Genomic DNA, 21449 nt, shown 5'->3' on the forward strand with positions numbered 1-21449 from the left:
CTCGATGAGGTCCTCCAGGTCCTGAAAGATCAGCCGGTCGCAGCCGAGCGCCGCTTCCACGTCCGCCTCGGTGCGATCATGGGCGATGAGCTCGCTCGCCGCCGGCATGTCGATGCCGTAGACGTTCGGATAGCGCACCGGCGGCGCGGCGGAGGCGAAATACACCCGTTTGGCGCCGGCATCCCGGGCCATCTGGATGATCTGCTGTGACGTGGTGCCGCGGACGATGGAGTCGTCCACCAGGAGCACGTTCTTCTTGCGGAACTCAAGGTCAATGGCGTTCAGCTTCTGACGCACCGACTTCCTGCGCACCTGCTGCCCCGGCATGATGAAGGTACGGCCGATATAGCGGTTCTTGATAAAGCCCTCGGCATAGGGGATGCCGAGGTGGTTGGCGAGCTGAAGTGCCGCGGTGCGGCTCGTGTCCGGCACCGGGATGACCACGTCGATGTCGTGCTCCGGCCAGACGCGCTTGATCTTGGCCGCAAGCTTCTTGCCCATACGCGAGCGGGATTTGTGCACCGAGATGTTGTCGATGATGGAATCCGGCCGCGCGAAGTAGACGAACTCGAAAATACAGGGCGAGAGCACCGGCTGCTGCGCGCACTGGTGCCGGTGCAGCTCGCCGCGCACATCGATGAGCACGCATTCGCCGGGGGCGATGTCATCGATGAGCTCAAAGCCATTGGTGTCGAGGGCCACGCTCTCCGAGGCGATCATGTACTCGGTGCCGCGGTCGGTCTCACGCTTCCCGTAGACCACCGGGCGGATACCGTAGGGATCGCGGAAGCCGAACAGGCCGAAGCCCGGGATCATGGCCACCGCCGCATAGCCGCCGCGGCAGCGCCGGTGCACCCCCTCCACGGCGCGGAAGATGTCCTGCGCGTCGATGCGCAGCCGGTCCTGCGCCTGGAGCTCGTGGGCAAAGACGTTGAGCAGGATCTCGCTGTCGGACTCGGTGTTGATGTGCCGCAGGTCCTGCACAAAGACGTCCTGCTTCAGCTCCTCCGCATTGGTGAGGTTGCCGTTGTGGGCCAGAACGATGCCGTAGGGCGAGTTGACGTAGAAGGGCTGCGCCTCGGCGGAGCTGGACACCCCGGCGGTTGGGTAACGCACATGGCCGACCCCCATGCGCCCCTTCAGGTGCAGCATGTGGCGGTTGCCGAACACATCCCGGGTGAGGCCCGCGTCCTTGCGCATGTGGAGCTTGTCACCGTCGCTGGTGACGATGCCCGCGGCGTCCTGACCGCGGTGCTGGAGCACCAGCAGGGCGTCGTACAGGGATTGGTTGACCGGCTGTTTACCGACGATGCCGACAATACCGCACATGATTTACTCCGGATACGCCCTGCGGCCACTGCCGGGGCGGTCGTCGAGCCGCCGGCACCCGGCGCTGCGGGAGTCACGCGCCGGGGTGACGAGACCGGCGATGGCAGCCCTATAGCCTAGCCCATCACCGCCCGAAGACCAAACAGGACGGCGCCCTCGCGATGGCCGGAGCCAGCGCCCAAAGCCCCTGCCACCGCCATTGCAGCCCCCGCCGCCGTCAAATGGATTTGATCCTTTGCGTGACCTCAGGCGGGATCAGGTCCAGCATGGCATCGGCGAGCAGCTGGAACCTGGGCAGCAGCTCCGACTGCGACCACCAGGGGTCCTCCACCACCGGCGTCAGGGATGCCAGGAACACCAGCAGCGCCACCACCACGGCACCGCGACCGGCGCCGAACACCATGCCGAGCAGCCGGTCGGTGCCGGTGAGGCCGGTCTTCTCCACCAGCAAGGACAACACCCAGCCGACGATGGCGCCGGCGATGAGCACGCCGAGCACAATGAGCACCACGGCCAAGCCCATGCGCAGCGACGGGGTCTCCAGCCAGGGTGTCAGCTGCTCCGCCACCGGCCGGTAGAAGAACCAGGCGGCGAGCAGCGCCGCGATCCAGACCCCCAGGGCCAGCACCTCGCGGATCAGCCCCCGGGCGAGGCCGATGATGGCCGACAGCGCGATGATGCCGATGATGGCGTAGTCGACCCAGATCATGATGCGGCTGCGATGCTCTGTCTCGAATGGGCGCGGCCCAGGTGGGCGGCGCTCAGATGGGCGGCGGCGCGTGACGGGATTGTCAGGTCGCGCCCCGGCGCGCGAGAGGCGATGCCGGAGTGCGCGGGCGCGGTCGCGTTCGGAAAGTCTAAGGAGTCGATCCCGCCGGAATCAGGCCGGGTGCCGGTTTGGGATGGATCCTGACGGTTGCGCTGATGGGTGCTCTGGTTGGGGGCCCCATCCGGCACAGCTTGGCTTTGCAGGGACATCGCGGCGGGCGCTAGGGGTAGCGCTGCACCAGCGGTTTGTTGCCCGTCTCGCTCCGCAGCTCCGCCGCCAGGCTGTCGGCCCGGGCGCGCTCCACCTCCGGCCCCACCCGCACCCGGTAGTAGCGCTTGCCGTTCACCGTGGCCTGCTCCACGAAAGCGGTGTAGCCCTTGGCCCGCAGCCTGTCCTGCAGGCCCTTGGCAGCCTCGGGCGAGCCCAGTGACGCCACCTGCACCACCCAGGAGGCGGTGCCCGCCGGCACGGGCTTCGGCCCCGCCGGGGCGGCCGGTGCCGTCGGCGCCGGCTCCGCCCGCGGCGTCTGCGCCTGTTCGGACACAGGCTCGGGCACAGGCTCGGGCTCCGCGGCGGTGACCGGCGGCTGCGGCACCGCGCCCGCCGGCGGCTCGGGTACCGGCAAGGGCGGAGTCAGGTCATCGGCGGTGAGCGGCTGCATGGACTCACCCGACTCGCCTGCTTCGCCAGGCTCAGCCGCAGTCTCCACCTCGGGCTCGTCCGGGATGACGATGGGCTCGCCGAGGCCATCCGACTCCCGCTGCTCCACCAACATGGGCACGAAGATGACCATCAGCGCCACGACCACCGCCGCGCCGACAAGCCGTCTTTTCGCACCTTCATCCATCGGCAAGCCCCAGTTTCGTCCGATTGTGTTGATCCGCCTGGGCGCAGGCGAGCGCCCGCGCAATGCGCCGGGATTATACAGGAGCGACGGCGGGGTTGCGCAGGGCCGCCTCCACCATGGTGAAGGAGCCGAACACCAGCACGCAGCCCGTCTCGGTGAGGGTTGCGTCGATGGCGGCAATGGCGGCGTCCAGGCCCGGCTGCTGGCGCACCCGGGCGCCGGGCGCCGCATTCTCGACGGCGGCGGCGAGCTGCTCTGCGGGCATGCCCCGGGGCCCGGGTGCGCGCACCACGTGCCACTGCTCCACCCAATCCGCCAGCGCGGCGGTGACCGCGTCCGCCTCCTTGTCAGAGGACAGGCCGACCACAGCATGGCGCGGCCCGGTACAGCCGAGCGCCGCCAGATTCTGCGCCAGGACCAGCGCCGCCTCGCGGTTGTGCGCCACGTCCAGCACCCAGGTGGGCTGCCCCGGCAATACCGTGAAGCGCCCCGGCAGCCGCGCCCGCTGCAGCCCCTGGCGCAGCGCCGCATTGCCCACGGGCAGGCGCTCGCGCAGGCACTCCAGCGCACAGATGGCCGTCGCCGCGTTGTCGTACTGGATGCGCCCGCGCAGCGCCGGTGCCGGCAGCGCATCCCGGCAGCGGCCATCCGGCCCCTGCCACTGCCACTGCCCGGCGTCGATGCGAGCGCGGAGCTCCCGCCCCAGCTGCAAGGGCTCGGCACCGATCTCCAGCGCGCGCTCGCGCAGCCGCGGCGGGGCGTCGGCCTGGCCGATGACGGCGGGGCGCCCGGCGCGGAAGATGCCGGCCTTCTCCACCGCGATCTGCTCCGGCGTGTCGCCGAGCCAGGCCATGTGGTCGCGCCCAATGCTGGTGACCACGGCCACGTCCGCAGCGATGATGTTCACCGCGTCCAGGCGCCCGCCGAGCCCCACCTCCAGCAGCACCAGATCCGGCTCGGCCTCGGCGAAGAGCAGGAGCGCCGCCAGGGTGCCGAACTCGAAATAGGTCAGCTGCGCCTCGCCGCGCACCGCATCGATGCGGTCGAAGGCATCGCAGAGGGCGGCGTCCGTGGCATCGGCACCGTCGATGCGGATGCGCTCGTTGTAGCGCAGCACGTGCGGCGAGGTGTAAGCACATGTGCGGTACCCGGCGGCGCGACCGATGGCGTCCAGGTAGGCTACCACCGAGCCCTTGCCGTTGGTGCCGCCGACGGTGATCACCGGGCAGCGGAAGGGACCGAGGCCGAGGGCCTCCCAGACCCGGCCCACGCGCTCCAGGCGCAGATCGATGCGGCTCGGATGCAGAGTCTCCTGCCAGGCGAGCCATTCGGGGAGGGTCTTGAAGCGCATGCGGGAAAGTTTGAGCCTTGCAGTGCGAAGGGGACGCCGCCTGATGCGCACACCCGCATCCACTCGTCGGACGGCGCGAGGCCGTCGCGGGAGCGCAACGCCGCTGCGCGGAACGCCAGGCGAGGCGCGACGCGTTTCGCGGGGCGGCCTTATGCGTCCTTCGGGCGGCGCATCAGCATCGACAGCAGCTCGGCGATGCGCTCGCGGAGGTCGCGGCGGTCGCAGATCTGGTCCAGGGCGCCGTGCTCCAGCAGGAACTCGCTGCGCTGGAAGCCGTCAGGCAGGGTCTCGCGGACGGTCTGCTCGATGACCCGGGGGCCGGCGAAGCCGATGAGCGCGCCGGGCTCGGCGATGTTGATGTCGCCGAGCATGGCGAGGCTCGCCGACACGCCGCCCATGGTCGGGTCCGTCATCACGGAGACGAACGGCAGGCCCTTCTCCCGCAGCTGCCCCAGGGCCGCGCTGGTCTTGGCCATCTGCAGCAGCGAGAACAGGGACTCCTGCATGCGCGCGCCGCCGCTCGCCGCGAAGCACACCAGCGGCAGGTGATCGCGCAGCGCCACTTCCACGCCGCGCACGAAGCGCTCGCCCACCACCGAGCCCATGGAGCCGCCCATGAAGCTGAACTCGAAGGCGGCGGCAACGACGCCCATGCCCTTCAGCTGGCCGCGCAGCACCACCAGGGCCTCGCGCTCGCTGGTCTGCTTCTGCGCCTGGGCGAGGCGCTCGCGGTATTTCTTCAGGTCCTTGAACTTGAGCGGATCGACGGATTCCAGCTCCGCGCCGATCTCTTCGATGGGCGCGTCCTCCGGCGGCTCGTCCAGGAACAGGTTGAGCCGCCGGCGTGCGCCGATGCGGTTGTGGTGGCTGCACTTGGGGCAGACGTCCAGGTTGCGCTCCAGCTCCGCCCGGTAGAGCACGGCATTGCAGCCCGGGCACTTGTCCCAGAGCCCCTCGGGCACGGCGCGCTTGTTGTTGGCCTCCGTGCGGATGCGGCTCGGGATGAGCTTCTCGAACCAGCTCACGGCATCCCCCTTGGCCCGGCTCATGCGCCCGACCCGCCGGTGTCCGCACCATCGATGGCCGCCCGCAGCTCGCCCAGGAAGTCCGCCACCGCCTCCGGGATACGCGCCGGCTGGTCCATCAGATCCTCCACGCGCTGGACGATGGCGCTGCCGACGATGACGGCATCCGCCACCCGGGCCACGCGGGCGGCGCTGGGGCCGTCCTTGATGCCGAAGCCGACCCCCACCGGCAGCGGGATCCGGGCGCGGATCTCCGCGAGCTTGGCCGCCACGGCGTCGATGTCCAGATTGCCGGCGCCGGTGACACCCTTGACGGCGACATAGTAGACGAAGCCCGAGGCGACACCGCCGATGCGCGCGATGCGCCCGGCGTCCGACGTGGGCGCCAGCAGATACACCAGGTCCAGCCCCTGGGGGCGCAGCAGCCCGGCGAGCTCCGCGGCCTCCTCCGGCGGCACGTCCACCACCAAGGCGCCGTCCACACCGGCCGCGGCGGCCTCGGCGGCGAAGGTCTCCGCGCCCATGATCTCGATGGGGTTGAGATAGCCCATCAGCACCACCGGCGTAGTGCTGTCCTCGGCACGGAAGGCGCGTACCATGTCCAGCACGTCGCGCAGGCGCACACCCGCGTGCAGGGCGCGCTCGGTGGCACGCTGGATCACGGGTCCGTCGGCGATGGGGTCCGAGAAGGGCACGCCAAGCTCGATGAGATCGGCGCCGGCGGCCACCATCCGGTGCATCAGGGGCAGGGTCACGTCGGGGCTCGGGTCGCCCGCCGTGACGAAGGGGATCAGCGCCGTGCGGCCTTCGCTGCGCAGACGCCCGAACATGGCCGTAATGCGGCTTTGCATCGTTTCGCTCACAGCTCGATGCCGTCCAGCCGGGCGACGGTGTCCATGTCCTTGTCGCCGCGCCCCGACAGGTTGATGACGATGGTCTGGTCCCGCCGCATGGTGGGCGCGAGCTTGGCGGCGTAGGCCAGCGCATGGCTTGTTTCCAGCGCCGGAATGATCCCTTCGGTGCGGGTCAGCCCATGAAAGGCGGCGAGCGCCTCGTCGTCGTTCACGGCGACGTACTCGGCACGCCCGGTGTCCTTGAGCCAGGCGTGCTCCGGGCCGACCCCGGGGTAGTCGAGCCCGGCGGAGATGGAGTGCGTCTCCGCGATCTGCCCGTTCTCGTCTTCCATCAGGTAGGTACGGTTGCCGTGCAGCACGCCGGGCTTGCCGGCGCAGAGCGGCGCGGCGTGGTGGCCGGTGAGGATACCCTCGCCGCCGGCCTCGACGCCGATCATGCGCACATCGGCATCCTCGATGAACGGGTAGAAGAGTCCGATGGCATTGGAGCCGCCGCCGACACAGGCCATCACCACGTCCGGCAGCCGGCCGGCGCGCTCCAGCATCTGCGCCCGCGCCTCGCGGCCGATCACCGCCTGGAAGTCACGCACCATGGCCGGATAGGGGTGCGGCCCGGCAACGGTGCCGATGATGTAGAAGGTGTTGTCCACGTTCGTCACCCAGTCGCGCATGGCCTCGTTCAGCGCGTCTTTGAGGGTGCGCGAGCCGGACTTGACCGAGACTACCTCGGCGCCCAGCAGGCGCATGCGATAGACATTGGCCTGCTGGCGGGCCACGTCCACCTCGCCCATGTAGACCACGCACTCAAGCCCCATGCGCGCGGCCACCGTCGCCGACGCAACACCGTGCTGCCCGGCGCCGGTCTCGGCGATGATCCGGGTCTTGCCCATGCGCTTGGCGAGCAGGGCCTGGCCGACGGTGTTGTTCACTTTGTGCGCGCCGGTGTGATTGAGATCCTCGCGCTTTAAGAAGATCTGCGCGCCGCCCAGCTCGCGGCTCCAGCGCTCGGCGTGGTACAGCGGTGAGGGGCGGCCGACATAGTCGCGCAGGTCGTTGTCCAGCTCGGCGAGGAAGGCCGGGTCTTTCAGGTAGCGCTCGTAGGCGTCCGTCAGCTCGGCGAGCGGGTGCATCAGGGTCTCCGGCACGAAGCGCCCGCCGTAGCGCCCGAAATGGCCGCTCGTATCCGGATACTGATAACCGCTCGGTGCACCCTCGGCGGCGCTGCGGTGCTGGATGTCATCGGCGACGGTCGCCATCGCATACCCCCTGCATAAAGTCGTTGATCTTGCGGTGATCCTTGATGCCCTTGTCGGCCTCCACCCCGCCGCTCACGTCCACCGCATAGGGCCGGACGCGGGCGATGGCCGCGGCGACATTGCCGGCATCGAGCCCGCCCGCGAGGATGACCCGCGGCGCCAGTGCCGGCGGCACCCGGTCCCAGTCGAAGCGCCGGCCCGTGCCGCCCGCGAGCACCGGGTCATAGGTGTCGAGCAGCAGCGCCGCGGCGCCCTGATAATCCGCTGCCGCCGCCTCCACGTCCAGCCCGTCGCGCATGGCGAGCGCCTTGATCCAGGGCCGGCCGAATCCCGCACAGGCGGCGGGCGGCTCCCGGCCGTGGAACTGCAGCAGGTCCAGCCGCACCCGGCGCAGAATCTCAGCGATGTGCCCGGGCTCGGCATCCACGAACAGCCCGACGCTGGTGACGAAAGCCGGTACGCGCGCCACCAGCCGGGCCGCGGTATCCAGGCCCACCGCCCGCGGGCTCGCCGGATGGAAGACAAAGCCGAGCGCGTCCACGCCGGCGGCCACGGCGGCATCGATATCCTGCTCGCGGGTCAGACCGCAGATCTTGACGCGTGTTCGCATGGGCCGGAGACGACGGCGAGTAAACCCGCAATTACAGCACAGACGAGCCGTCGGCGTCGCCGGCCACCGGCAGCGCGAAGCGGTCGGGATAGTCCACGCCGGCGAGATAGAGCCCCTGCGGCGGCGCCGTCACGCCGCCGAGGGCGCGGTCGCGCACCGCCAGCAGTTCCGCGGTCCAGTCCACCGGCGCCTCACTGCTGCCGATGGCCATGAGCACGCCGGCGATGTTGCGCACCATATGGTGCAGAAAGCCGTCGGCGCCGAGCGCAAGTGTGACGAGCTCGCCGCGACGCTGGATGTGCAGGTAGCGCAGTGTGCGCACGGGGCTCTTGGCCTGGCAGGCGAGCGCGCGGAAGCTGGTGAAGTCGTGCCGCCCCACCAGCAGCGCACCCGCCGTGCGCATGCGGGCCGGGTCCAGCGGCTTGTGGGTCCAGACGGCCCGCCCGCGCCACAGCGCCGAGCGCGTCGGCCGGGACAGAATCCAATACCGGTAGTGGCGGCCGGTGGCGCTGAAGCGCGCGTGAAAGTCCGGCGGGACGGGCTCTGCCCAGCGCACCGCGATGTCGTCCGGCAGATTGCTGTTGGTGCCGAGCACCCAGCTGCGTCGGCTGCGCCGCGCGGTGGTATCGAAATGCACCACCTGCCCCAGCGCATGCACCCCCGCATCGGTGCGCCCGGCGCAGTGCACGCGCACCGGCTCGGCGGCGACCCGGGCAATGGCCGCCTCAAGCCGCGCCTGCACCGTGTCCGCGTGGTGCTGAAGCTGCCAGCCGCTGTAGGCGCCGCCGTCGTATTCGACGCCCAGGGCGATACGACTGGTGGGCGCCTGGGCCTGCGTGCCGGCATCGGCCACAGTCATGGCACGCACGCCCGCCGTGCCTGGCAGCCGGCCTGCGCGGCGAGCCCCGCCCGCCGGCGACGCGCATGACTCGGCCGATACCGGCGACAGTGGGACGTCGCGGCGTCAATGTGCTGGGTCGGCGGCTGGCTCAATGCGGTCGGGTGAGAGCAGATCAGGACAGCGGCGAGCATCGGTGCGCCGCAAAACCCTGTCTTACCAGTCCCGCGGCCGCCGCTCAAGCCATCTGCGAGAGCAGTGCCTGTGCGTCCGCGCGCTGCTGCTCGCTGCCCTCATGCAACACTTCTTCCAGGATAGCGCGGGCAGCGTCCGGATCTTCCATTTCGATGTAGGCGCGCGCCAGATCCATCTTCGTGGCCGCCTCGTCCCACAGCCCGGAATCCATGCGCCATTGAGACGAGAGCACGTCGCTGGAGATGCTGTCCTCGAAGGGAGCGCCCGCCGCCGTCGCCGCGTCGGGCTCCGACGGCGCACCGCGCAGGATCTGTGTCTGCGCCTGCGCCTGACCCGCCGTCTGGCTCTCCGCCGCTTCCAGCGGATCCGGCAGGGCCGAGAGCTCGTCCGCCGGCTCCTGGGCAGGCCGCCCTTCCCCGCCCAGCGCCGGCATGTCGTCCGGCAGCGGCAGGGTGAGATCGGCGGGCTCTGAATCCGCAGGCGGACGCGTCAGCTGCTCCAGGTCGCTCAGGTCCAGATCCAGGCGATCACCGCCCGCAGCGGTCCCCGCGCCAGCGGCCGGCGTCGGCTCGGTCCCAAGCTCCGGCGGCGATGGCGGCGCGGACTCGGCCGCATCCAGACTCAGCGGCGGCTCCGTCGGCTCCACGCCGGAGACGTCCTCCGTGTAGACGGGGGGCGTCGAGCCGTCGTCCGGCGCCCGTGTGGACTCCAGGTTGCCGTCGAAGTCGTCCAGCTCGCGCAGATCCAGCTCCAGGTCCGCCATTTGCTCGCGCAGCCGGTCGGCGCTGGACGGCGTCACCTCCCGCACCGAAAAGCCGAGGCCCGTGTCCTCGCTGTCGCCGAGCACGTCAGTGCTGGCGGCGCCGCCGTCACTCAGCGCTTCCTTGGAGCCGACGCGTGTGGGCATGTCGTCCAGCGGCTTGATCCGCGGTCCGGTGGGGACCGGCGGCACATCCGGCTCGTCACCGCCGGCGCCGAGCCCCGCGAGGCCGCTTTGCAGGCTCGCCCATTTGGCCGCATCGTGCGCGTCGTCGCCGGCGGTGCGCATGTCCTCCAGGAGCGCCGCGAGCGCACTCCGATTGCCGCTGCCGAGCAGCGCCTCGCCCAGCTTGTACCGGAGCTCCGGGCGGTCGGGTGAGCGCCCCAGCTCCTCGCGCAGCAGGGCTTCCGCCTCGCGGTAACGGCCGTAGAGGATGTAGATGTCCGCCTCGGCTATGACGTCTGCCTCCTGCGTCTCCTGCTGGCTCGGCGGCAGGTTGGAGACGACACTGACCGGCAGCCCTGTCTGCACGTCGATGGCGGGCGCGCTCGCGCCGGCCGCGGTGTGCAGCGACTGGAGCGGAGCGTCGGAGTCGAGGTCCGGCAGTGTATCGATGTCGAGCTCGCCCGCGGTTGTGGATGCCACCTCGAAGCCCGGCTCCTGATCATGCGCTTCGGTGGGCTCGGTGTCAGCGGCGACCATGGCCTCGGTGCTGTCGTCCTGAACCAGCGCATCGGCGGTGAGCTGGCGGCGGCGGCGGTAGGCGAGCAGGCCAAGCCCCCCCAACAGCACACCACCCGCACCGGCGGCCAGTGCCCAGGGCGGCGCCGCCGATGTAACGCCACCGACGGTGTCGAGTGCGACGGCCCAGACCGGTTGCCCGCTTGTGGCGGCAGCCACCTCGGGCGTCATATCAGGCGCCGTTGACGCCGGTTCTGCGCTTGCTTCCTCAGCGCCGGGGGCGGCCGTCACTGACGTCGGGTCGTCCCCGGAAGCCGCTGCGGAATCCGCCCCTGACTCTGCGGCGGACACAGCCGAATCGACGGCTGCCGTTGCGGCGGGCGCAGGTTCCTCGCGAACGCTGCCGTCGGACTCCACGACCCCGATGCCGGGCTCGACGATGGGCTCAGGCGGTGGTCGATCCCCCGCATCAGGTGGCAGACCGGCGCCGGCAACGCCGGGGGAGTCCGGCGGCGGCGGCACCGGCAGCGCCGCGGATGAGGTCGGGGTGTCGGCGCCTGCGGTCTGCCGCAGTTGTGCCAGCTGCTCGTTGCGCAGCTCCAGCAGCCGCTGGATGTCGGCAAGCTGCTGCTCAAGCTCGCTGATGCGGCTGCGCAGCTCTGTGGTTTCCTGCCGGTTGCTTTCCGTCGTCGCCTGCACGGTGAGCAGATCCTGGCGCAGGGCCGGGTCGGCGGCCATCGGCGGCGGCGCTGCCGCGGGCGAAACCGGTGCGGCCGGCGCAGCCGGTTGGGGCTCGCCGCCGGCGGCGATGCGCAGGCGCGCGTCGTTCGGGATGTCGGTGATGGGACTCGTGTTGACGCTGCGCCCTGCCAGCGCGTCCTCGAACTGGCGGCGGGCCGCCGCGGCATCCAGCGCGAAGAGCTCCTCCGCGGTCGGCACCACCAGATCCACACCGACGCGCAGCATGTTGATATTGCTGCGCATGAAGGCGTCCTGGTTGTTGCGGAAGATCGCCATCGCCGTCTGCTCGACGGTGGCGCCGGGCGGCGTCATCTCCCGCGCGATGCCGGTCAGGTTGGCACCCGGCTGCACCGGCCCGTAGTACAGCGGAAAGCGGGTGCCGCGGGTCTGGGGCGGCACTGGAGCGGGGGCCGGACGCGGCGGCGGCGCCTGCTGCTGGGCCTGGCGCTGGGCCTGCTGGGGCTCGCGAGCGGCGCTGCGCAGGGGCGGTGGCGCGGACTCCGGCTCGGGCGGCGGCCGCCGCCGTGCAGCTGCCCGCGGCGGCACCAGGCGCGGCGGTGCCGAGGTGCCCCGTGCCGGCGGGTCCAGCAGCACGGTGTACTCCTTCACCAGGCGCCCCTGGGGCCAGATCACCTCCATGAGGAAGTCGATGTAGGGCTCGCGCACGGGCTCGCGACTGGAGACCTGGATGTACGGTCGGCCGTCGGTGCCGATGGCGGGGGTGAAGCGCAGGCGGGTCAGGAAATGCGGGCGCTCGGCGCCGGCCTTGGTGAACTCTTCGCGGCTTGCGAGCCGTGCCTTGACTGCATCGAGCTCATCCGGATTGACGTCGGTGAGCTCGATCTCGGCATAGAAGGGCTGGTTCAGCGCGGATTGGGTCTGCATTGCGCCGAGACCCAGCGCTGCAGCGGTGCCCGCGAGGCACGCGAGCAGCAGGGCCGAGGCGATGACCAGGGGGGGGTTCGGCAACATCCTCCGTCCTCTCCGGAGCGGCCCGGCGGTGGGCGCCCGGGCCGCGGGCGGCGCCCTCAGCCGCGCCGCGGCAGAGACGCGGCGCGGGTGCGGCACAACCCCGGACTATAGCGGAAAGGCGGGGAAACGACCAAGATCAGATAGGGAATTTTACCGTTTCAGCAACAGTGCAAGCATGCGCCGCAACGGCTCGGCAGCCCCCCACAGGAGTTGGTCGCCGACGGTGAATGCCGACAGGTACTCGGGCCCGAGGTTCATCTTGCGCAACCGGCCCACGGCGATATCGAGCCTGCCGGTGACGGCGGTGGGCGAGAGCTCGGCGATGCTGCGCTCGCGCTCGTTGGGCACCACCCGCACCCACTCGTTGGCGGTGGCCAGCATGTCCGCGATCTCATCCACGGGCATATCCTGCTTCAGCTTGATGGTGAGCCCCTGGCTGTGACAGCGCATGGAACCGATGCGCACGCAGGTGCCGTCGATGGGGATGGGATTGCCCTCGCGCCCCAAGATCTTGTTGCTCTCGACGCTGCCCTTCCATTCCTCGCGGCTCTGGCCGTTGTCGAGCGCCTTGTCGATCCAGGGGATCAGGCTCCCTGCCAAGGGGACCGTGAAGAGCTGGTCCGGGAAGGCGTCACCGCGCATGGCGTCGATGACCTTGCGGTCGATGTCGAGGATGGCGCTGTGCGGGTCGGCCAGCTCGTCCGCGACGGCATCGCGCAGCGCACCCATCTGCAGCAGCAGCTCGCGCATGTTGCGGGCACCGGCGCCGGAGGCGGCCTGGTAGGTCATGGCGCTGACCCAGTCGACGAGATCGCGCCGCAGCAGATCGCCCACCGCCATAAGCATGAGGCTCACGGTGCAGTTGCCGCCGATGAAGTCGCGCTTGCCGGCGGCGAGCGCCTGCTCGATGACATCCAGGTTCACCGGGTCCAGCACGATGGTGCTGTCAGGCTGCATGCGCAGGGTCGAGGCGGCGTCGATCCAGTAGCCCCGCCAGCCCGTCGCGCGCAGCGGGCCGAAGACCTCGGCCGTATAGTCGCCGCCCTGGCAGGTGACGATGGCATCCATCTCGGCGAGCGCGTCCAGGTCCCGGGCGTCGCGCAGCGGCTGTGCGCCGTAGCCCACGTCCGGTCCGGGCTCACCCTGTTGGGATGTGGAAAAGAAGACGGGCTCGGCGATCTGCGCGAAGTCTCCCTCCGCGCGCATGCGCTCCATGAGCACAGAGCCCACCATGCCGCGCCAGCCCACAAAACCGATTCTGTTCATGCTTGAAGCCCCCTGAAGTCAGTCAGGCATCAAGCTTAACGGGACTCGCGGGGTTGGTGGGTGAGGCAGAGCAAGGGGAAGGGCTGAGGGCTCGTCACGCTCAGGGTGGCCGTCGTCACCCTGTCGTCTCCGGCGCCTCGTCACTCGGTACTCGCCCGCAACGCCGTGACGACCGCATCCCCCATCTGCGCGGTGCCGACGGTCTGGGTACCTGCGGCGGCGATGTCCGCGGTGCGCAGGCCCTGGTCCAGCACGGCGGCGACGGCCTGCTCGATGCGCTCGGCGTGGGCCGGCGCGTCCAGCGAATAGCGCAGCATCATGGCCACGGAGAGGATGGTGGCGAGCGGGTTGGCAACACCCTTGCCCGCGATGTCCGGCGCGGAGCCGTGGATGGGCTCGTACATGCCCTGGCCGTCGGCATTCAGGGACGCCGAGGGCAGCATGCCGATGGAGCCCGTCAGCTGGGCCGCGCAGTCCGACAGGATATCGCCGAACATGTTGGTGGTGACCATGACGTCGAACTGCTTCGGCGCCCGCACCAGCTGCATGGCCGCGTTGTCGACATACATGTGCGACAGCTCGATATCCGGATACTCGCCGCCCACCCGGGTAGCCACCTCCCGCCACAGCTCGGTGCACTCCAGCACATTGGCCTTGTCCACCGAGCACACGCGCTTGCCGCGCTTGCCGGCGAGATCGAAAGCGACGCGGCAGATGCGCTCGATTTCGGACTCGGTGTAGACGAGCGTGTTGATGCCCTTGCGCTCGCCGGACGCCAGCGTCTCGACGCCGCGGGGCCGGCCGAAGTAGATGCCACCCGTGAGCTCGCGGACGATGAGGATGTCCAGCCCGGAGACGACTTCCGGCTTCAGCGTCGAGGCATCCGCCAGCTGCGGGTAGAGGATGGCGGGGCGCAGGTTCGCGAAGAGCCCGAGCTCGGCCCGCAGGCCCAGCAGCCCCTTCTCCGGGCGCACCGAGATATCCAGCGGCTCCCACTTGGGCCCGCCGACGGCGCCGAGCAGCACGGCATCCGCGGTCTTCGCGGCCGTGAGCGTGGCCTCCGGCAGGGGATGGCCCTCGGCATCGTAGGCCGACCCGCCCACCAAGGCGTCTTCGGTCTCGATGGCCAGTCCGAAGTCCTTGCGCAGACAGTCCAGCACCTTCACCGCCTCGGCGACGATCTCCGGGCCGATGCCGTCACCGGCCAGAATCAGAATCTTCTTGCTCACAAGGTTTTCTCTTTGTTTCAGATGCGGTGTTTCAGGCGACGGCGGGCAGGTCAGGATCGCAACGGCTCTGCGCTGTCACGGCGCGCCGCGCGCTCTGCGTCCCGTCAGTGCCGGTGGACACCCGGGCGGCGCGGAGCGCTGCTGGACGCGCGACACCGCCGGGAGACTGGGCAAGCATTCGTCAGTGGCATCGGAGTCTGCCCCCTGGACGCCGTTCGGCACATCGCGGACCAACCAGAGATCAGTGCGTCATGACCCGCCGGGCGGCGGATGCGCTTGCCTCATCCGCCCCACGGCCAATCCTTGCCCACCAGCCTCCAAGCGGTGTCACGAGACCCAACCCCTTCGCGCCTTTCTTTCGCGTCTTCGCGTCTTCGCGTGCCTCTCTTTGCCGCGCCTTCCCTTCGCGTCTTCCCCCACGCGTTCGCATGCCCCGCTTCCGCCCCCGGAGCGATCGCGCGCCGTCAGCCGAACAACCAGGGCGCCTCGCCCCGCCGGCGTGACTCATAGGCCGCGATCTCGTCGGCGTGGGTCAGCGTGAGCCCGATGTCGTCGAGCCCGTGGATCAGGCAGTGGTGGTGGAAGGGGTCGATGTCGATCTCGATGGTGCCGTGGCCGTCCGCGTCGAGCTTCAGGTTGTGCAGGTCCACATCGATGGTCAAAGGCTCGTCGCTGTCGGTGGCGAGCTCGAACAGCCGGTCGACGATGGCCTCGTCCAGCACGATGGGCAGGAGCCCGTTCTTGACGGCGTTCTGGTGGAAGATGTCGGCAAAGCTCGGGGCGATCAGCACCCTGAAGCCATAGTCGGCCAGCGCCCAGGGCGCGTGCTCCCGGGACGACCCGCAGCCGAAGTTGTGCCGGGCGAGCAGGATGGTCGCATCCGCGTACTTCGGATCGTTGAGCACGAAGTCCGGGTTCACGGGCCGGCCGGAGCAGTCCTGGCCCGGCTCGCCTCGGTCCAGGTAGCGCCACTCGTCGAACAGGTTCGGGCCGAAGCCGGTGCGCGCGATGGACTTCAGGAACTGCTTCGGGATGATGGCATCCGTGTCCACATTGGCGCGGTCAAGCGGCAGCACTGTCCCGCGAAAGTTCTCGAAGGGCTTCATGGGCATGGCTCAAACCTCCCGGACGTCGACGAAGCGGCCGTGGATGGCGGCGGCCGCGGCCATGGCCGGGCTCACCAGATGGGTGCGACCGCCCTGCCCCTGGCGGCCCTCGAAGTTCCGATTGCTGGTGGAGGCGCAGCGCTCGCCGGGCTCCAGGCGATCCGCGTTCATGGCCAGGCACATGGAGCAGCCGGGCTCGCGCCACTCGAAGCCGGCCTCGGTGAAGATCCGGTCCAGGCCCTCGGCCTCCGCCTGTTCCTTCACGAGCCCCGAGCCGGGCACGACCATGGCGAGCTTGATGGAGTCGGCGACCTTCCCCCCCTTGGCCACCTCGGCGGCGGCGCGCAGGTCCTCGATGCGCCCGTTGGTGCAGGAGCCGATGAAGACCTTATCCAGCGCGATCTCGGCGAGCGGTGTCCCGGGCGTGAGACCCATGTAGGCCAGCGCATGCCGATAGCTGCCCGCCTTCACCGGGTCGGCGATATCCGCCGGGTCCGGCACGCTGCCGTCCACCGGCAGCACCATCTCCGGCGAGGTGCCCCAGGTGACCTGCGGACGGATGCTGGCGGCGTCGATGTGCACGACGCGGTCGTACTCGGCGCCGGGGTCGGAGTTGAGGCTGCGCCAGTGCTGCGCCGCTTGCTCGAACAGCTCGCCCTGCGGTGCCATGGGCCGGCCGCGGACGTAGTCGATGGTGGTCTCGTCGATGCCGATGAGCCCGGCCCGCGCGCCGGCCTCGATGGACATGTTGCAGACGGTCATGCGCCCTTCCATGCTGAGCGCGCGGATGGCCTCCCCACCATACTCGATGACATGGCCGGTGCCGCCGGCGGTGCCGATCTCGCCGATGATGGCGAGCACGATGTCCTTGGCCGTGACGCCGCGGCCCAGCGCGCCGTCCACGCTCACCAGCATGGACTTGGATTTCTTCTGCAACAGGCACTGGGTCGCCAGCACATGCTCGACCTCGGAGGTGCCGACGCCGAAGGCCAGCGCCCCGAAGGCGCCGTGGGTGGAGGTGTGGCTGTCGCCGCAGACCATGGTGATGCCCGGCAGCGTGAAGCCCTCCTCCGGGCCGATGACGTGCACGATGCCCTGGCGCTTGTCCGCCATGTCGAAGAGCTGGATGCCGAATTCCCGGCAATTGGCCTCAAGCGCTTCCACCTGGATGCGCGAGATCGGGTCCGTGATGCCAAGATGCCGGTCCGTGGTCGGCACGTTGTGATCCGGCACCGCCAGGTGTGTCTCCGGCCGCCGCGGCCTGCGCCCGGCGAGCCGCAGGCCCTCGAACGCCTGCGGCGAGGTCACCTCGTGCACCAGCTGCCGGTCGATGTACAACAGCGATGTGCCGTGCTCGTCGGTGCGGACGACATGCTCGTCCCAGATCTTGTCGTAGAGGGTGCGGGGGGTTGGCATCGGGGCGATCTCGGCGGCGGATGCGAAGCCGGGTAGCCTATCGCGGAGACGGGGGTGAAGGAAAGTGCGCGGTGCCTGGGCAGCCGCGGTCCGTGCCCCGCACGACGCACTACGCACGACGCATTACGCACTACGCACTACGCACCCCTTCGACTATGCTCCGCAGCGTCCGAAGAGAGGCAACCTTACTGAACGGAGCGCCAGCATGATCCGCATCAAACCCCTCACCCTCGACGACGGCAGCCAGATCCTCGTGGAGGTCGAGCAGGCCGACATCGCCACTCCCGGCTACCAGGCCAACCTGCCCGCCGGCGCCGAGCCCACCGGCATGGGCGAGAAGCTCGACGACGCCATGGCCATGCTGCGCAACAGCATCGGCGCCATGGCACGCAACGTGCACGCGAGCCTCGCCGAGCAGTCGCCCCACGAATGGGCCATGGAGGTCAGCATCGGCTTCAAGGGCGAGACCCAGCCCATCCCGGTCATCGTCACCGGCTCCGCCACCGGCTCGGTCAAGGTCACCGCCAAATGGAAGCGCGAGGACTGACGCCCGCCGCCCGGGCCGCTGACCGCTCCGCGACGGCCCCACCGGGACCGCCACCGCCGCGCCGACATCACCACCCATGCGCGCCTGGCAAACCGCTGTCTGCCGCCTCTACCACGGCCATCCGAGCCGCGGCGGCAGCGCCCAGGGCAGCGCCTGCTTCGTCACGCCGGACCGGCTGCTCACCGCCGCGCATCTGGTCCGCGACCTCGCGCCGGAGCAGGTCTACCTCCGTGGCCTGCCCGCCGACGCCGTGGAACGGGTCGTGGAGACCCGCTGCCACCCGACGCTGGACCTGGCCTGGCTGCGCATCGGCGCCCCGCAGCCCGTCCGCCCGCTGCGCCTGGACCCGCGCCCGCTGCCGGACGGCGCCGAGCTGACCCTGTGCGGCTTCCCGGACCCGGACAGCGGCCTGCGCACGGCCCGCCATCGGCTCATCGCGCGCGACGGCGGCTTCCAGCTCGGCATCGTCCAGGGCTATCCGGGCAAGGGCTTCAGCGGCGGGCCGGCGCTGCTCGGTGCCGGCGGCACGGGCTGGGCCGGCGCGCTCGCGCGGCTGTGGCCATGGCTTGCCAAGCCCCGCCTCGCCGGCATCTGCGCGGCCCGTCACCAGGACCGCAACGAGGGGCTCATCGTGCCCCTGGCCGCGGCGCCGGAGCTGCTGGCGGAGCTGCCGACGGCGCGCCCGCCCCGCCGCCGCAAGCTGGTCGTCGCCCTGGTGACGCTGGCCGCCGCAGGCATCGGCTGGCGGCTGCTTTCCGAGACAACCGAGCCCCTCGCCGGCAGCATCCGCGACGCCGACGGTGAGCCCATCGCCGGTGTGGCGGTGACCCTCACCGAGTACGACCTCACCGCCACCACGGACCACCTCGGGCGCTTCCGCTTCCAGGTGCCCACCGACCCTGGCACCATGGTGGAGCTGGTGGCAAGCTCCCCCGGCCACCGCGGCTGGCGGGACTACGTGGCCGCGGGTACCACCGGCATCGGCATCATCATGGAACGGAGCCGCAGATGACCACCCCGACCGCATCCGCCCCAGAGGTCCCCAAGGCCGGGGTCGCCGGCGGAACGGCGCACTGCCGGAAGCCCAGCTCATCCCAAGCCGCTGGCCATGAGGCTACCCGGCGCCTGCGTCCCGGAACGCCGGATTCCCGCCTACGCCCCCGGCGAGCCGCCGCGCTGGCGGCAACCGCGCTCCTGCTGGCCGCCGCCCCCGCCGCCGCGCTGGACCTGCTCGGCAAGGTCGTCGTCCTCGGCGAGCGCGCCAGCGATGCGCCGGCCCCCGTGGCCAACGCCAGCGTCACCGTCGCCGGCGCCGCCAGTGCCGTCACCACCGCGTCCGGCACCTTCAAGCTCGGCCTCCCCTTCGCCGCCGGCGCCACGGTGACCCTCGAGGTCGCCCACGACGGCCACGTCATCTACCGCCCCCACCGCGGCGAGCTGCGGCTGCCGCGCCCGCCGGCGGACGGCGCCCCGCCCAGGGTGGTCCGCATCCAGCTGCTGCCGGAGGGCGACCACCGTCTGCTGGACGACTACAGCATCCGCCAGGCCTTCGAGCGTATCGCCCGCGAGGCCCAGGACCAGCTCCGCCCGGACGGCAGCCCGGACGAGATCGACTTCACCCGCTACCTGGAGGACCTGGGGCGAAGGCTCGGCTTCTCGCTCACCGACATCGAGCGCGCGGTGGCGGACTGGCAGGACCGCAAGCGCGACGACCCGGACGCGGACCTGCACGAGCGCGGCCTGGTGGCCCTGTCCGAAAAGCGCTTCGACGACGCCCGCCGGCTGTTCCGCCAGTCCCGGCTCGCCAACCAGCAGGCGCTGACCGACGCCGAGCAGCGCCTGGCGGACCTCGAGGCCAGGCTCGACGCCCAGCGCCGGCTCGTCATCCGCGACCTGCGCGCCGAGGCCGAGGCCGCGACGCTGGCCTACGACTTCGCGGCGGCGCTGAAACTCTATCAGGACGCCCTGGCGCGCATCGGGCGTGACGCCGAGCCCGAGGCCTGGGCGCGGGCGCAGGTGGAGGTCGCCGACACCCGCCAGGCGCTCGGCATCCGCGTCGGCGGCGCGGCGGCACAGCGGCACCTCGCCGAGGCCGTCGACGCCTATCGCGCCGCGCTCACTGTCTTCACTCGCGACAGCCTGCAGCAGCAGTGGGCCGGGACCCAGAACAACCTCGGCCTCGCATTGCAGGAGCAGGGCATCCGCACCGGCGGCAAGGACGGCGCCCGGCTCCTGGCCGAGGCCGTCGACGCCTATCGCGCCGCGCTCACCGTCTACACCCGCGACAGCCTGCCGCAGGACTGGGCCATGACCCAGAACAACCTCGCCAACGCGTTGCAGGAGCAGGGCAGCCGCACCGGCGGCAAGGACGGCGCCCGGCTCCTCGCCGAGGCCGTCGACGCCTATCGGGCCGCGCTCACCGTCTACACCCGCGATAGCCTGCAGCAGCAGTGGGCCACGACCCAGAACAACCTCGCCAACGCGTTGCAGGAGCAGGGCAGCCGCACCGGCGGCGAGGACGGCGCCCGGCTCCTCGCCGAGGCCGTCGACGCCTATCGCGCCGCGCTCACCGTCTACACCCGCGACACCCTGCCGCAGCAGTGGGCCACGGCCCAGAACAACCTCGCCAACGCGTTGGCGAATCAGGGCAGCCGCACCGGCGGCGAGGACGGCGCCCGGCTCCTGGCCGAGGCCGTCGACGCCTATCGCGCCGCGCTCACCGTCCGCACCCGCGACAGCCTGCCGCAGGACTGGGCCATGACCCAGAACAACCTCGCCAGCGCGTTGGCGAATCAGGGCATCCGCACCGGCGGCGAGGACGGAGCCCGGCTCCTCGCCGAGGCCGTCGACGCCTATCGCGCCGCGCTGACCGTGTTCTCCATGGAAGAGACCGGCAGGTACTGGACTGAAACGCAGATGAATTTGCTCCGCGCCCTTGCGGAGCTGGCGGACGCCGCCGGCATGGCCGCGGTGCTGGAGGATCTGCTGCGGGCCGATCCGCACAACGCAAACTTCTACCACGACGCCCAGACCCTCTACCACGAGGCCGTCTTCGACTTCGACGCCGCCCAGCGGGTGAACCGGACCTGGCTCAAGCACAACCCGGACGACCTGGCCGCCCGCGCCAACCTCGCCGAGACCCTGCTCACCACCGGCCGCACGGCCGAGGCTCGCGAGGCGCTGGCCGCACTGATCGACGCGAACGCCCCGGCCGCCTATGCGCCGGCGGCGACGCCGCCGCTGCCGCTGCACGTGGAGGCGGCGCTGCGGCTGCTGGAGATCGCCGCGCTGACCCGGCTCGCGGCGGACAGCGATGCAGATGCCGGCGCCGAGGCCCCCGCCAGGCTCGCCGACCGGCGCGACGCGCTGGCCGGGCTGCTGGCAGTCCAGCCGGACGACTTTGCCATCGGCTGGAGCTTCCAGGGCGCCCTGCACTACCTGTCCACGGACCCGGCCTTCGCGCCGCACCGCGACAGCCTGCTGCCGCTGTTCGAGGCGGCGGCGCAGGGCCGCGATGCGCTGCTGGGGCTGCTGCGCTGAGGCCGCACGCCGGCTCGGCCGACGGCCGGCGGCGCCCCCAACGCCTGATCACGTCGAGACGCTTGCGCGGCGCAAGCAGTGAAGCCCTCAGGACTGACACCGCAGTCCCTTCGGCTA

17 protein-coding genes are annotated in these 21449 nt (G+C 70.8%); 3 read left to right on the forward strand and 14 right to left on the reverse strand.

Annotated features, from left to right (window positions below; translation table 11 throughout):
• From purF to leuC, 14 genes are all read right to left on the reverse strand, one after another.
• Positions 1 to 1329 (reverse strand): amidophosphoribosyltransferase (gene purF, locus QZ607_RS17935; protein ID WP_295885481.1); only part of this gene is annotated, 1329 nt, incomplete at its 3' end.
• Positions 1330 to 1546: 217 nt separating this feature from the next.
• Positions 1547 to 2038: a CvpA family protein gene (locus QZ607_RS17940; RefSeq protein ID WP_295885484.1), complete on the reverse strand. Its 492-nt coding sequence runs from the start codon at positions 2036 to 2038 to the stop codon at positions 1547 to 1549.
• A 280-nt stretch (positions 2039 to 2318) separates the two neighbouring features.
• The gene (locus tag QZ607_RS17945) at positions 2319 to 2945 is read right to left on the reverse strand and encodes an SPOR domain-containing protein (protein WP_295885489.1); all 627 of its coding nucleotides are present in this window, start codon (positions 2943 to 2945) and stop codon (positions 2319 to 2321) included.
• A 73-nt stretch (positions 2946 to 3018) separates the two neighbouring features.
• Positions 3019 to 4296, reverse strand: coding sequence for a bifunctional tetrahydrofolate synthase/dihydrofolate synthase (gene folC, locus QZ607_RS17950; protein WP_295885491.1), 1278 nt, complete (start codon positions 4294 to 4296; stop codon positions 3019 to 3021).
• Between the two features lie 149 nt (positions 4297 to 4445).
• A complete protein-coding gene (accD, locus tag QZ607_RS17955; protein WP_295885494.1) occupies positions 4446 to 5345 on the reverse strand; it encodes an acetyl-CoA carboxylase, carboxyltransferase subunit beta in 900 nt (299 codons plus the stop codon).
• On the reverse strand, positions 5342 to 6172 hold the full coding sequence (gene trpA, locus QZ607_RS17960; protein WP_295885495.1) for a tryptophan synthase subunit alpha: 831 nt from the start codon (positions 6170 to 6172) through the stop codon (positions 5342 to 5344). Before trpA ends, accD begins: the two co-directional genes overlap by 4 nt.
• Positions 6173 to 6180: 8 nt before the next feature.
• Positions 6181 to 7431 carry a tryptophan synthase subunit beta gene (gene trpB, locus QZ607_RS17965; protein WP_295885498.1) on the reverse strand — a complete coding sequence of 417 codons (1251 nt, stop codon included), beginning with the start codon at positions 7429 to 7431 and terminating at the stop codon, positions 6181 to 6183.
• A complete protein-coding gene (locus QZ607_RS17970) occupies positions 7412 to 8041 on the reverse strand; it encodes a phosphoribosylanthranilate isomerase (protein WP_295885500.1) in 630 nt (209 codons plus the stop codon). The genes trpB and QZ607_RS17970 overlap by 20 nt, the downstream gene beginning before the upstream one ends.
• Before the next feature lie 31 nt (positions 8042 to 8072).
• Entirely contained in the window at positions 8073 to 8900 is an 828-nt protein-coding gene (truA, locus tag QZ607_RS17975) for a tRNA pseudouridine(38-40) synthase TruA (RefSeq protein ID WP_295885501.1), read from the reverse strand.
• A gap of 217 nt (positions 8901 to 9117) precedes the next feature.
• Positions 9118 to 12228 (reverse strand): FimV/HubP family polar landmark protein, encoded by a 3111-nt coding sequence (locus tag QZ607_RS17980; protein WP_295885502.1) that lies wholly within the window; start codon positions 12226 to 12228, stop codon positions 9118 to 9120.
• 150 nt (positions 12229 to 12378) lie between these two features.
• On the reverse strand, positions 12379 to 13494 hold the full coding sequence (gene asd, locus QZ607_RS17985; protein ID WP_295885503.1) for an aspartate-semialdehyde dehydrogenase: 1116 nt from the start codon (positions 13492 to 13494) through the stop codon (positions 12379 to 12381).
• A gap of 140 nt (positions 13495 to 13634) precedes the next feature.
• Positions 13635 to 14723, reverse strand: a complete 1089-nt coding sequence (gene leuB, locus QZ607_RS17990; protein WP_295885505.1) for a 3-isopropylmalate dehydrogenase — start codon at positions 14721 to 14723, stop codon at positions 13635 to 13637.
• Between the two features lie 464 nt (positions 14724 to 15187).
• Positions 15188 to 15829, reverse strand: coding sequence for a 3-isopropylmalate dehydratase small subunit (gene leuD / locus QZ607_RS17995; RefSeq protein ID WP_295885570.1), 642 nt, complete (start codon positions 15827 to 15829; stop codon positions 15188 to 15190).
• A gap of 9 nt (positions 15830 to 15838) precedes the next feature.
• The gene (gene leuC, locus QZ607_RS18000; protein WP_295885507.1) at positions 15839 to 17245 is read right to left on the reverse strand and encodes a 3-isopropylmalate dehydratase large subunit; all 1407 of its coding nucleotides are present in this window, start codon (positions 17243 to 17245) and stop codon (positions 15839 to 15841) included.
• A 205-nt stretch (positions 17246 to 17450) separates the two neighbouring features.
• On the opposite strand from leuC, the gene QZ607_RS18005 reads away from it, so the two are divergent.
• From QZ607_RS18005 to QZ607_RS18015, 3 genes are all read left to right on the forward strand, one after another.
• Positions 17451 to 17792 (forward strand): CU044_2847 family protein, encoded by a 342-nt coding sequence (locus tag QZ607_RS18005; protein ID WP_295885509.1) that lies wholly within the window; start codon positions 17451 to 17453, stop codon positions 17790 to 17792.
• Positions 17793 to 17868: 76 nt separating this feature from the next.
• On the forward strand, positions 17869 to 18804 hold the full coding sequence (locus QZ607_RS18010; protein WP_295885511.1) for a carboxypeptidase regulatory-like domain-containing protein: 936 nt from the start codon (positions 17869 to 17871) through the stop codon (positions 18802 to 18804).
• Positions 18801 to 21332 carry a tetratricopeptide repeat protein gene (locus tag QZ607_RS18015; RefSeq protein ID WP_295885514.1) on the forward strand — a complete coding sequence of 844 codons (2532 nt, stop codon included), beginning with the start codon at positions 18801 to 18803 and terminating at the stop codon, positions 21330 to 21332. Before QZ607_RS18010 ends, QZ607_RS18015 begins: the two co-directional genes overlap by 4 nt.
• Positions 21333 to 21449 lie beyond the last annotated feature (117 nt).

It is taken from the genome of uncultured Thiohalocapsa sp. (genome assembly GCF_913063425.1).
GTDB lineage: Bacteria > Pseudomonadota > Gammaproteobacteria > Chromatiales > Chromatiaceae > Thiohalocapsa.

Bases quoted from the DNA above. Each gene is read 5' to 3' on its own strand.
- truA (WP_295885501.1), bottom strand. From the start codon at position 8,900: ATGACTGTGGCCGATGCCGGCACGCAGGCCCAGGCGCCCACCAGTCGT.
- QZ607_RS18010 (WP_295885511.1), top strand. From the start codon at position 17,869: ATGCGCGCCTGGCAAACCGCTGTCTGCCGCCTCTACCACGGCCATCCG.
- QZ607_RS18015 (WP_295885514.1), top strand. From the start codon at position 18,801: ATGACCACCCCGACCGCATCCGCCCCAGAGGTCCCCAAGGCCGGGGTC.
- QZ607_RS17945 (WP_295885489.1), bottom strand. From the start codon at position 2,945: ATGGATGAAGGTGCGAAAAGACGGCTTGTCGGCGCGGCGGTGGTCGTG.
- QZ607_RS17940 (WP_295885484.1), bottom strand. From the start codon at position 2,038: ATGATCTGGGTCGACTACGCCATCATCGGCATCATCGCGCTGTCGGCC.
- accD (WP_295885494.1), bottom strand. From the start codon at position 5,345: ATGAGCCGGGCCAAGGGGGATGCCGTGAGCTGGTTCGAGAAGCTCATC.
- QZ607_RS18005 (WP_295885509.1), top strand. From the start codon at position 17,451: ATGATCCGCATCAAACCCCTCACCCTCGACGACGGCAGCCAGATCCTC.
- trpB (WP_295885498.1), bottom strand. From the start codon at position 7,431: ATGGCGACCGTCGCCGATGACATCCAGCACCGCAGCGCCGCCGAGGGT.
- leuC (WP_295885507.1), bottom strand. From the start codon at position 17,245: ATGCCAACCCCCCGCACCCTCTACGACAAGATCTGGGACGAGCATGTC.
- folC (WP_295885491.1), bottom strand. From the start codon at position 4,296: ATGCGCTTCAAGACCCTCCCCGAATGGCTCGCCTGGCAGGAGACTCTG.
- leuD (WP_295885570.1), bottom strand. From the start codon at position 15,829: ATGAAGCCCTTCGAGAACTTTCGCGGGACAGTGCTGCCGCTTGACCGC.
- trpA (WP_295885495.1), bottom strand. From the start codon at position 6,172: ATGCAAAGCCGCATTACGGCCATGTTCGGGCGTCTGCGCAGCGAAGGC.
- asd (WP_295885503.1), bottom strand. From the start codon at position 13,494: ATGAACAGAATCGGTTTTGTGGGCTGGCGCGGCATGGTGGGCTCTGTG.
- QZ607_RS17970 (WP_295885500.1), bottom strand. From the start codon at position 8,041: ATGCGAACACGCGTCAAGATCTGCGGTCTGACCCGCGAGCAGGATATC.
- QZ607_RS17980 (WP_295885502.1), bottom strand. From the start codon at position 12,228: ATGTTGCCGAACCCCCCCCTGGTCATCGCCTCGGCCCTGCTGCTCGCG.